This window comes from Flavobacterium sp. GW821-FHT12A05 (genome assembly GCF_058807735.1).
The window spans coordinates 287,390-299,363 of the sequence record NZ_JBXAQY010000001.1 but is presented as its reverse complement, the minus strand read 5'-3'; the positions used below and the strand labels follow the sequence as shown (position 1 = coordinate 299,363).

Below are 11,974 nucleotides of genomic sequence, written 5' to 3'. Positions count from 1 at the left end.
TGCGATATTATTTAAGAACTCATACATTAAGTTTTACTTTGTTTTTTTCTCTGTAATTCAGCAATCTCTTGTTGAATTTTATTCTTTTCATAATCCATAACCAGTTTTGAAAACACGGTCATATATGGTAATTTTTCTATTGCTTCCCATTGAAGAATATTTTCTTTTGCCAATGAGTCAATTACATTTAATGCTCCGAACCTTCCCATTCTTTGCTTGGCATTTACTGCTTCAACATTAATATCAAAAGTGTCATCTATCAGTTCGTTGTTTTCCATATTTGTAATTTCTAACAGCCCACTTTTGATATATGAAATAATACCATAAAATTTGAGTATTGTAAAGCGTAAAACCTGTTTATCTTCCAAATCAGTTACTGTTTTAATTGAATCAATTATTGACTGGATTGATGGATTATTAAAATTGTTTCTGATGTTAGTCACTTCACCAAATGATAATTCTTTAACTGACTTAATTCGAAGCGTTCTATCATTCCGTTTGTACCATTTATAGTTAGGACTCTTTATTTCTTTCAATGGATTAAGTAGTTCTAAAAGCATCAAATAATCACGAACTAAATTCTCATCTTGAAGTTGAAAGAAGTCTTTAATTTTATAGTTTATTATCTTTTCCATTTCAAGTTGAAGTGTGTGCTTTTCTTACTGAATTTCATCAAAAAGAAATATCTCAATGCGTCGATAATGTGATTGTAAGTATCAATTGGCACTGAAGTAGAATTTCCTTCTTTATCCTTCATCCAAGTATAATTTTGGAGTTCCTTTATCAAGTTTAAACTTCGTGAAGTAACTCTGAATGGTTGTTCTTGAATTAACTGAATTCCATAATTAATTGAATCTTTTCCTTTAACAACTGGCAGAACTGTTAAACCATAATACTTTAATTCTGCAATTGATTTTGGTTCAGCAGAATCGGCATATATAATTGCATTTCTAGAATTGCTTGAATTTATTAATGATGCTAATTGTGAATTGAGTAATCCTTTCTGATAAACAACCTCATCAACTATAACTTCTCCATTATAACGATAGATGCTTACAAGTGCTGACGGGTCATTTGTAAAACCGAAATCGAGACCTGAACCAAGTAGTTCAGCATTTTCTGGAACTGAATCAATTTCTTTCCAGTCAGTAAAGATTGCACCAGATTGAAGCCCAAGTTGACCCAATCCCATCACTTTCCAGCGGTTAGCCCAATAATCTGAAGTTAATGCTTTTGCTTCCCAGCTTTCAATTTCTTGTATAATCTTATCGTCAAGAAACTCGTTATCCTTATAAGTTAGAACTAAGAAATCAACTCCATCCTTATCAATCAATTCGGTATGAGCATAGAAGGGAGCAGATGGATTGTAATCTAAGAATGTGAATTTTCTTGTTCGGACATTAAGCTCCTGATATGCTTCAAATGAAATATTATTTGCTTCGTTAATAAATAGAATATCACGCCTTGAACCACGTAACTTTGTTGAATCATCGGCAGAAAAAAACTCAAATGTGCAATTGTTATTTGTGTATGTTCTGTCTGTTTTATTATGATTTGATTCATTATAGATACCCATCTGAATTAGGATATCTTGGAAATCTTTGTACGCTCCACGTTTAAGAACGGGAATTGATTCAGCTACAATTGAGATTAGAAAATTATTCTTTTTGTTTAGTGATAATAAAATCAGGTATTGAAGAATTGAATACGTTTTACCTGCTGATGTACCACCTTGCACAACTCGAATTGGTTGTGTCAGCTTTGCAATTTTTGTAAATGCAGTTGTTGGTGTAATCATTAAAACGGCAAATCATCTTCTTTTTCGTTATTTTGTTCAACATTCGTTTGTTTTACTTGAAGTGGTTTTACTTCTTCAAAGTCTGCATTGATAATATTGTCTATCAATGCTTTTTGCTCGTCAGTTCCTGCAGTAATATTTATAATAGTTGCCTGCTCATTCTTGTTGATATTCTCGGAGATATGTTTAAGATTCCATTCCGAAAACTTACGTTCCATAATCCAAGCGTATCTTGTCCATTGACCGTTATTATCTTCCATCATTTTTTTTGAAAGCAGTTGTTTTTGTCTTATCAATGCCAAATGAATACACCTTATAAACTCTCTTCCAATCTCTTCATTTGGTGCATATTTTCCAGCTTTCCATTTTTCAAAAGTTGAATCTGATATTTGATGTTCTGGTAGAAGTTCTCTATTTACTAGAAAGACTAAATCTTTATCTGACAGGAAAAGAATGTCTTCATCTTCAAGTACAATATTTAACTGATGAAGCCAAGATTCCATTTTAAATGGTCTTCCAGCAACTTTCTTTTCAATTTCATTTCGCATAGTATTATAGTTTATATCCTAATTATACTATTGTTACGGTTGTTAGTAAAGCCCAAAAAATAAAAACTACTCAATAAGAGTTTTCAAAAAAGTAATTCCATTTTCACTCCAAAACAAAATTTTGTTGTATAATTGCTACTAAATGGAAAATACAGGTACACTAGTTATACGTGTATTAGGTGAGACGAAAGGAGATAAATTAACCCCGTCTAACTACGATATAAAAGAGATAATTGGTCTTTTGACTAACATTGAAGATATATTGTACCCTAATCAAAAAAACCGCCCTCTCATAGCATATGAATTGGGTGAAGGTTCTGTATTGAATAAATTTAAAACTACTGTTCAAGCAGTAATATCATCTACTGCAATCTTTGCTAGTGTGCAAGAAGCACAATCTACTGAACATTTAGAACCACAGACTGCCAAAGCAATAGAGGTAATTCAAAAAGTAGCATATCAAAAAAATTATACGTTCGAAATAAGTTCTTCAGAATCTGATTCTGTTATATTAGAAATTAATCCTCAAACTAATTTTGTTATAACTAAAGATTATTTTGTTGAGACTGAATTATATGTATACGGAGAACTTACAGATGCCGGTGGTAGAACTAAACCAAATTTACATTTGGATACGGTAGAATATGGCGCATTAACTATACAAGTTTCTAAAGATATAATTAAGGAACTCGAAGGCAATCCTCTTTATCGTAATTTCGGTGCAAGAATTAAGACTAAACAGCATTCAACTACTGGTGAAATAGATAAATCGTCGATTGTATTTTTGGAACTAATATCCTATGATTCAAATTTTGATGAAGATTACCTCAATTCCTGTATAAATAAAGCTACACCAAAATGGCAAAATTTTGATAGTGATAAATGGCTAGATGAAATGAGAGGAGGCTACGATGCTTAAAGCTGTACTAATTGATACTTGTTTCTTAATTAAACTTTTGGATAAAACTAGTGACTTACATCAAAATGCATTGGGATATTTTCAATATTTTCTAAAAGAAAAAATTGTGATGAAGATATCTACTATTTCAATTGCTGAATATTGTGTAAGGGGAGATTTCGAAGATATACCGATAAGAAATTTACAGTTAATAAACTTCAATTTGCCACACGCCCATCTTGCGGGTACTTTTGCCGAAATCGTATTTAGACATAAAAAAAATGGTGCTGTCAGTACTGAGTTAAGAAGTATTATACCGAATGACACTAAACTGTTTGCTCAAGCATCAATTGAGGAAAGCATCAACTGCTTTGTAACGTGTGATTCTAAAGCTGAAACTATATATAAAACAATACATAGTGAGCATAAAATGGGTTTTGAATTTTGGGATATTAATACATCAGTTAATGATAAAATAGGTATTCTTCCTTTCTAATTACAAAAAGAAAAAATACAATAGAATAAATAAAAAACCACCTTATTAGGTGGTTTTTTATTTTAATCCTTTTTGTCTTTCTTGTCTTCAATTAATTCATTTAAATCTGATTTGATACCTTTCAACTTACTTATCATTTCTTTAATTAGAACCCAAAATGATTTATTCCCAAGCTTCATTGAACTCTCGTCGATTGATTTGATTTCTATGTAACACCAAAGTGCTGTAGTGATTTTTGGTATTAGAAATTGGATTCCAAAAAGTGTTTCTGGTAAAATATATTTGTTTATCAGAAACGACATTATAATTGTCATTAGATAAAAAAATAGTTTGATTACTATATTGAAAAGTTTATGACTTTTAAAAGATTTTATTCCTTCTAATTTAATACTGGAATAAATTCCAAATGCTGTATCAAGTACAACAAAGAACAGCATAAGCCAAAGTAAGCCAGCTATCGGAGTTAGGAACGTTGCGATTATCGAAACGCATAAAATAATAATTTTCAATTTTTTAAATCAATTAATTTATTCACTCATATTTTAGAGTTTTATGTTATTTTGGGCTATTAATTATCTAATTGTTTCCAATTTGTTCCATCAAAACCAAAGAAGTGACCACTTAAGAAAACCATTGTTCCAGCACCACCACTTGGTATTGGTGTGGTAGCACCATTAGTAATTGAAGTATAACCACCATCACCAATTTTAACTGCTCCTGCTATGTCTAATTTTTCGGTTGGTGATGTAACACCAATACCAATTTTACCATTAGTTTGAGCTGAATAAGATGTATCTCCATTAGCATCATTATATAAGCCAGTACCAAATAAAACACCACCAATATTTAAAGTGTTTGTAACACCTGATGTTAATGAGATATTTGTTCCAAGAATAATATTGTTTTCACCATAGCTTCTTGAACTGCTATCAACTGAACCAGCTCTACGACCAATTACAATTGAATTACTCGCACCTGAAGCACTTTGACCAGCGGAATACCCTGCAAAGAAAGAGTAATCAGTTTCCTTAACACTTGAACCAGCAAATGAACCAATAAATGTACAATACTCTGGATTAACCGAACTACTACCAGAATTATAACCAATAAAAATACAATCATTTGCAAAATTTGTTTGTGAACCAGCACTTTGTCCTAAGAATAAACCATTATTTGATTGACTATATTGACCAGCCGAATTACCAATCATCAATGCATTACTAGCATAACAGTCTTGACCAGCCCCAGCTCCAATAAGAACTGAATCGTTAAGACCATAATTATTTGCACTAGTACCAGCATTTCTTCCAATTATAATTGTATTATCAGTATAGGTATTTGTTCTACCAGCACCATCACCCATAACAATTTGTCCAGTTCCATAAGACTTAGCTCCGTCACCGAAAACTAAACTATATTTACCTGACTCAATAAATGGTGCAACAGCTGGTGGTGTTGGTGGTTCAGCATACCAATTAGTTGTTAATAATCTTGAGCTACCATCGGCTAATAAAACTTCACTTGAAGTTCCACCATATTTAATGAATTTAGCGGCTTTTACATCACCAGTATTGACAGTGACATTTGTAACTAAGAAATCATCAACATAAGCAATAGCATCATTGAAATAATCTGTCTGAAGAGTTATCTTCAACACATCATTATAACTCATATTGAATGTTGCTAATGTCCAGTTAACAGTACTGTTAACTGGCGTTATTACATTAACATCATTAATTGTTATTATAAATTCAGCATATGACATACTGGTTTTATAATACAATGAAACAGTTACAACACTATTACTTGTATTTATATATTGCATAGTAGATTTATCACTAACACTAGCTGTACCAGATTTAACGGCATAAGTACCAGTTCTTGTAACAGCACTTTGAACAATCCAAGATGGACTTGAAGTCGTAAATGGAGCTAAAACACCACCTTCAAAACCACTCGCAATTGTTTGACCTGTTATTACAGTACCAAAACTTACAGTGTTACCTGATTGTTTAGCGATAGAATCACCTAAATTACCACCAGCAAATGTTAATGGAATTGTTCCTGTTGTTCCAGAGTTTGTAATTCCTGAACCACCACCTGTTGAACCGCTTGTTCCTGCAACTATATTACCGCTTGCATCAATTCCTAGATTATTTACAGCAGTACCTGAAGCTAAACGTTTTACATTTAATCTATCAACATAGGTTGTATTATCAGTATTACCAGTAATATTTTGACCTAACACAATTGAGAAATCACCGTTAGCTGTCGAGCCAGTTCCGTGTACAAAAGAAGCATTACCATTTGCTTCTGTTACGTAACCTCCAGCGTGAGAAACATAACCATTAGCTTTGCTATAAGAACCTTGTGCGTGAGAACTTTCACCATTTGATTGTGTATGCGCTCCTTCTGCGTGTGAATATTGTCCATTTGCTTTTGAAGCCAAACCTTCTGCGTGAGCGCCTGTATTATTTGCTTCTGATTGAATTCCTTCAGCGTGTGAATATTCAGCTCTTGCAATTGTACCAATACCTTCTGAGTGAGCAGCAACTGACAAAGCTTGGGTTGTGTTACCTTCTGCGTGTGATGATTGACCAGATGTAATACATCCACCACCTTCAACGTGTGAAAAATCACCATTTGCTCTACCATTATAACCCTCAGCAAATGAGGCGTAACCTATAGCTCTGCCAGAAGTGCCAACTGCAACAGAAAACATTCCATTTGCCTGTGTACTAGCTCCAACTACTTTTACAGAATTAGCTCCAGAACCAGCTTCCCACAAAGAAGCAACTGTTGAACCACTCGCTCCAATAACAACATTTCCAGAAGCATCAACAGCTAAATTATTAACTGGTGTTCCTAGACCTAAATTTTTGATATTGAATTTATCGACATATGTCGTGTTAGCTGTATTACCAGTAATATTTGCTCCTAATACTATTGAGTTATCTCCATTTACTGTTGAACCACTACCGTGAACAAATGATGAAAATCCATTTGCTTTAGTTTGATAACCACCAGCGTGTGATGCTGAACCAGATGCAATTGAATAATTACCTTCAGCGTGTGATGAATAGCCTAATGCTTGAGTATTAAAACCTTCAGCGTGTGATGACGTACCCAATGCGAATGTGCTAGCTCCTTCAGCCAATGAGTAAGAACCACCTGCGTTTGTTTGTAAACCGATAGCTACTGCTGAATCGCCAGATGCTTTTGACCCTGAGCCAATTTGAACAATAGCGTTAATACCAGTTCCAGCTGACCAATATGATGATATACTGCCACCTGTTGTTCCTGTTACAACTAAACCATTTACATCTAAACCTAAGTTAAACAATGGTGTTCCATTATGAATAGTTTTGATGCTTAATTTATCAACGAAAGTTGTATTATCAAATCCACCAATGATATTCGCACCTAAAACAACTGAATTTACACCAGTGGCAGTTGAACCTGAACCGTGAACGAATGAGTTTACAGCTGATGCTTGTGAATCTCTACCACTTGCAAATGTTGCCTCACCTAACGCAATAGTATTAACACCCTGTGCGTGTGAATAAAATCCCAATGCTTGAGAACCATAACCTTGAGCGTGGCTGTATGAACCTGATGCTCTGGTGTAGTGTCCTTCTGCGTGAGATGATTGTGTAGTTGCAGAAGTTCCATAACCTTCTGCGTGTGATTGATTACCAGAAGCTAACGTATTAAGACCTTCAGAGTGTGCTTCACTTCCTGTTGCTCTTGTAGCTCCACCTTCAGCGTGAGAGTTATTACCTAATGCTTTAGTTGATGAACCTTCAGCGTGCGAGTCGTTACCACCAGCTAGTGTTTCAAAACCTTCAGCGTGTGAAGTATATCCAGTAGCTTTTGACCCATTACCAGTAGCGATTGAATAATCACCAGATGCAACAGAATTTGAATTTACAGTTACAAATGAATTCGTCCCAGTTGAAGCTGACCAATAATTTGTTCCAGTTCCACCAGAACCAGCTGAGCCGATAACGACTTTACCTGTTGAATCAATACCTAAATTATTTGCAACAATACCAGTACCAACTCTTTTAATATTTAACTGGTCTACAAATGTTGTATGAGCGGTATTACCAGTAATTCCAGCACCCAAAACAATTACGTGGTCATTATTAGCAGTTGAACCTGAACCGTGTACAAATGAAGCGTCACCCCAAGCAACACTTTCAACACCACCAGCGTGCGAACCAAATCCATTTGCTGTTGTATTTTTGTTTTGTGAGTGAGAATAAACTCCAAAAGCACTTGTATCATAACCTTCAGCGTGAGCATATTGTCCGTTTGCCTCTGAAGAATAACCTTCTGCGTGTGAATACTGACCAATAGCAACTGTTAAACCACCTTCTGTGTGAGTTCCTAAACCTCTAGCTTCAGTTGAATTGCCTTCAGCGTGACTGTAATTACCAATTGCTTGAGAAAATTGTCCCTCAGCGTGTGATGAATTACCACTTGCTACAGTATTTGTACCTTCAGAGTGTGATTGAGCCCCAATAGCTTGTGTAGCGGCACCTTCTGAATGTGAATTATTTCCGTTTGCCTGAGTGAAGTAACCTTCTGCGTGAGCATAAGTACCATCAGTTTTTGAACCAATACCTTCAACGTGAGAATAAATAGCATTGGTAGAAGTTGCACCAGATAGACCTTCAACGTGAGAACCTAATCCACCAGCAATACCTGAACGACCTTCAACGTGAGACCAATCACCTTGTGCAATACTTAATCTACCTTCTGCGTGAGAAGAATTTCCTAAAGCACGAGTAGTGTGACCTTCAGCGTGTGATGTTTCGCCCGAAGCGATAGTATCAGCACCTTGCGAGTGTGAACCATAACCGATAGCTTTTGTTTGATGTCCTTCTGCGTGTGCTGTATACGTAGTGGCAGATGTAGCCCAACCTTCAGCGTGTGAAGCTTGACCCATCGAGAATGTGTATTCACCTTCAGCGTGAGAAGAATTACCCGAAGCAGTCGTAAAATAACCCGTAGCATTAGAATAAGTTCCCGATGCAATATTTGAATTACCATAAGCTACTGAATAAGCACCTGAAGCAATATTACTTGCATTTTTTGACAATATTGCATCTAGTCCAGTGCCAACACTCCATAAAACTTTAGAGTCAGTATAGGCGTTTGCTGAATTGACAGCATTAGATTGTGCTGTATTAATAGCTGATGCTTGAGCTGTTGAAACTGGCTTATTAGCATCAGAAGTATTGTCAACATTAGATAATCCAAAATCATCTTTAGTAAGGATAACAACACCCGTTTTTCCGTTTACGCTTTCTACATCTCCACCACCAGAACCACCTTCTTTTACAAATAAAAGAGGCGACAAAACAGACATCAATTGGCTTTGACTTGTATAAATACTTCCATCAACCTGCACTTGGTTAAAAGGTGTGCTAGGCATTAATTGAAAGTTCGTATCAAAATAGTTATGTATGGCAATGTTGTTTGAACCTTGCTTTATTACAATAAAGTTTTTTACATATTTTAATCCATTAATTGTAAAAGTCGTTGAATTTACATTGTTAATTACTTGCATTTATATTTTTCTGAATCTAAATGTTCTGTTACCGTCTAATGATGATTCAGAACCGAAAATGTTATTTTTCCAGTTTGGAAACAAAGCTGGATTTGCATTAAGATATAAGTAGATGATTTCCCATCTAGCACCAGCCAATTGTAGGTGTTGGGTGCTTACATCTTTAAGCGAGTTTCTATCAGTTGCTTCGCTATCATTTGAAAGCTTTTGAGTCGCTCCGAAAGGTGTGAAGTTGATATTTATCTGAAGTACATATTTGGACATAAAGTAATCTGCCAATAATGAATTCAATCCATCTTGGTAATAGTTCACATTAAGATATGTGAATGCACAACCACTGAATAATGATGCGTAATCTGGATTATCTTTATTGGCTAAAACATCAAAATAAAAACGGTCACCAAGAGTAGATTTCAATTCCACAATTTGGGCTTGCTCAATAATTGGATTGATTTTATTATTATCAGTTTTGGTACCTATATCCTTATAATTTTTTATTTGCTCAGGAGTTAAGAGATTATTCATTTGTTGGCTCTGCTATTTGAATGATTGGCGTTATTGTCCAATTGTTATCTGGATTAATCGGTTGATGAAAGTTTGAAAACAATAGTTCAAAAGCATCTGTAATGATATTTCTTTCTTCTTCTTTGTTCTCCCAGTGCGTTTTTTTGGCTTCCTTTAAAAGTTCGCCAGATTGACCAAATATTGAATTATCTCCATCTTCAATTAAAATTGATGGTACACCAAAAGCTTTTCTAATATTTTTTGCTGAAGATTGTTCACTCGATTCAAATTGTTTATCATCGATATTTGAATCAATGTTTTGAATTATCATTTGGTCAGCTAAAATATCTGTAGCATTATTTGATTCTAGTAACAATACACCACTTGAATTTTCAGAACCTTTTAAATCGTTAATAGTTTTCTCAAAGTCTCTACGCTCAATATCATTTTCAAATGGCTTTGTAACAAATAATTTAGCTCCAAAAAAACCTTTTCTTAAACCTGAATTTTTAAATACAGATGCTTGAAATTCCGAATCTGAATCGTATAACACTGAATCAACATCACTTAAACTGTACAATTCGTTGAAGTCAGCGGTAATGTGTAATATTTGTCCTTTATATTTATTCCATCCACCAGCAGATTCAACTTGTGCTTCAATTATATTTGGTGATGAATTATATCTATCTATTAGATTAAATTCTTTTTTTTCAATTTTTTTACTTTTTGATTTGTCCCAGTTGTCATAGACCACGAACTTACCCGAATATCCTGTTGAATCAGATTTCCCAATTCGAACGTCCTCAGCAGTTAATAAATCAACTGATATAATTTCATATAAAGCATTATAATTTATGTGTAAGAACACATTATTTTGCTCTGAGAACTCTCGGCTAACAACTCTAAGTAATTGATTTATGTTTAAGCCACGCTTATTTACAATAAGACTATTCTTGTCAGTTGTATTTTTAGTGAATTCAAAACCTTTTCCATAAATGTATTTTGAATTTAGGTCAACACATTGTTTAGAGGTAACACTTGAATTGATAAGACTTTTAACCAGTTGAGGGTATGCATTATCAAGACCCCAATTAAAAATTCCATCTACACTGTTATATTTTATTGATAATCTATTATCAACATCAACTAGCTTTATCTTCACTATTCATCTTCATTTTCTTTTTCGTTATTTTTAATCAATTCCTGCCAGTTTTCTGGATATTTCTCAAACATTGATATTCTGCTTGGATTAGCTTTTAAGAAACCCATACAAGTTTCATCTGGTGCATCAGTTTGCGAAATTGATTGACCGTCATTAAATGTTATTCTTGTAACACCTAAATCACTTCTTAATTTGAAATTACTTTCTACAATCACTTCATTATTAATAGTTGATATAAGCGTTTCAACTTTGACCTTAGCAGTTTTTTTGCAACAAGTTTTATTTGTTTTTTCCATTGTTTTATAAATTAAAAAAGGTAGATAGCTCAACACCATCTACCTTAATTATACGATTGTCATCGCTCTTTGTAAAGTGATTTACGCACTAGCAAATAAATCTTCAAATTTTGCTTTTGAAGCAGCATAAGTTCCTTCTAAGTATATTTTGTAAGGATAAGATTCACCGAAGTTTTCTACACTTGAAAGTGTGAATAAGAATGAACCATCATTTTCTAAAGATGTAAATGAACCTTCTGACATTTTTAATCCGTTTTCAATTCCAAACACTTTATAACTATCCACATTTCCAGTTCCTTTATATTTTGTTTCAACAACAACCACAAATTCACCTTGAGATAATTCTTTAATTCTTTCAGCATCCGCTGAACCTTGACCAAAAACTCTACAAGCAAATGAGTGAGAGAAAGTATCTAATCCATCGTTAACTGCAAACTCACTAGCAGTTGAACCTAATTGTTTAATCCAACCAATTTCATAACCTGTTGCGCCAGCATTAAGCGTTAAGTTCGTTACTGTAGCACCTGATTGAGTAAGAGCTGTTAAATCAATGTCAACTGTATTAATTAGTACAGCTTTTGATTCTAAACCACCTTTTGCTCTGTTTGTAGCATTACAATCATAAGCGATATTGGCAGTTAATTTATTTATACAAGACATATTTTATTCCATCTTTTTTTCTTTTCGTTATTAT

At 34.0% G+C, this 11,974-nt stretch carries 11 protein-coding genes; 2 read left to right on the top strand and 9 right to left on the bottom strand.

Features of this window, described 5'->3' with window-relative positions; translation table 11 throughout:
- Positions 1 to 26: 26 nt before the first annotated feature.
- Genes AC1RRQ_RS01035 through AC1RRQ_RS01025 form a run of 3 tightly spaced genes read right to left on the bottom strand, consistent with a single transcriptional unit; the run spans position 27 to position 2,346 of the window.
- On the bottom strand, positions 27 to 635 hold the full coding sequence (locus AC1RRQ_RS01035; protein WP_493020557.1) for a hypothetical protein: 609 nt from the start codon (positions 633 to 635) through the stop codon (positions 27 to 29).
- On the bottom strand, positions 623 to 1,798 hold the full coding sequence (locus tag AC1RRQ_RS01030; RefSeq protein ID WP_493020555.1) for a PBSX family phage terminase large subunit: 1,176 nt from the start codon (positions 1,796 to 1,798) through the stop codon (positions 623 to 625). The genes AC1RRQ_RS01035 and AC1RRQ_RS01030 overlap by 13 nt, the downstream gene beginning before the upstream one ends.
- Positions 1,798 to 2,346, bottom strand: a complete 549-nt coding sequence (locus tag AC1RRQ_RS01025; protein ID WP_493020553.1) for a hypothetical protein — start codon at positions 2,344 to 2,346, stop codon at positions 1,798 to 1,800. Before AC1RRQ_RS01025 ends, AC1RRQ_RS01030 begins: the two co-directional genes overlap by 1 nt.
- 142 nt (positions 2,347 to 2,488) lie before the next feature.
- On the opposite strand from AC1RRQ_RS01025, the gene AC1RRQ_RS01020 reads away from it, so the two are divergent.
- Both AC1RRQ_RS01020 and AC1RRQ_RS01015 read left to right on the top strand, forming a co-directional pair.
- Positions 2,489 to 3,265: a hypothetical protein gene (locus tag AC1RRQ_RS01020; protein ID WP_493020551.1), complete on the top strand. Its 777-nt coding sequence runs from the start codon at positions 2,489 to 2,491 to the stop codon at positions 3,263 to 3,265.
- A 37-nt stretch (positions 3,266 to 3,302) separates the two neighbouring features.
- The gene (locus AC1RRQ_RS01015; protein ID WP_493020549.1) at positions 3,303 to 3,740 is read left to right on the top strand and encodes a hypothetical protein; all 438 of its coding nucleotides are present in this window, start codon (positions 3,303 to 3,305) and stop codon (positions 3,738 to 3,740) included.
- Positions 3,741 to 3,802: 62 nt separating this feature from the next.
- On the opposite strand, the gene AC1RRQ_RS01010 is transcribed toward AC1RRQ_RS01015, so the two are convergent.
- The 6 genes from AC1RRQ_RS01010 to AC1RRQ_RS00985 form a co-directional block, all read right to left on the bottom strand.
- A complete protein-coding gene (locus AC1RRQ_RS01010) occupies positions 3,803 to 4,249 on the bottom strand; it encodes a phage holin family protein (protein WP_493020547.1) in 447 nt (148 codons plus the stop codon).
- 59 nt (positions 4,250 to 4,308) lie between these two features.
- The gene (locus AC1RRQ_RS01005; protein WP_493020545.1) at positions 4,309 to 9,318 is read right to left on the bottom strand and encodes a beta strand repeat-containing protein; all 5,010 of its coding nucleotides are present in this window, start codon (positions 9,316 to 9,318) and stop codon (positions 4,309 to 4,311) included.
- A complete protein-coding gene (locus AC1RRQ_RS01000) occupies positions 9,319 to 9,843 on the bottom strand; it encodes a DUF6712 family protein (RefSeq protein WP_493020543.1) in 525 nt (174 codons plus the stop codon).
- Positions 9,836 to 10,984 carry a hypothetical protein gene (locus AC1RRQ_RS00995; RefSeq protein WP_493020541.1) on the bottom strand — a complete coding sequence of 383 codons (1,149 nt, stop codon included), beginning with the start codon at positions 10,982 to 10,984 and terminating at the stop codon, positions 9,836 to 9,838. Before AC1RRQ_RS00995 ends, AC1RRQ_RS01000 begins: the two co-directional genes overlap by 8 nt.
- Positions 10,984 to 11,280, bottom strand: coding sequence for a hypothetical protein (locus AC1RRQ_RS00990; protein WP_493020539.1), 297 nt, complete (start codon positions 11,278 to 11,280; stop codon positions 10,984 to 10,986). Before AC1RRQ_RS00990 ends, AC1RRQ_RS00995 begins: the two co-directional genes overlap by 1 nt.
- 81 nt (positions 11,281 to 11,361) lie before the next feature.
- A complete protein-coding gene (locus tag AC1RRQ_RS00985; RefSeq protein WP_493020537.1) occupies positions 11,362 to 11,940 on the bottom strand; it encodes a hypothetical protein in 579 nt (192 codons plus the stop codon).
- Between the last annotated feature and the right edge of the window lie 34 nt (positions 11,941 to 11,974).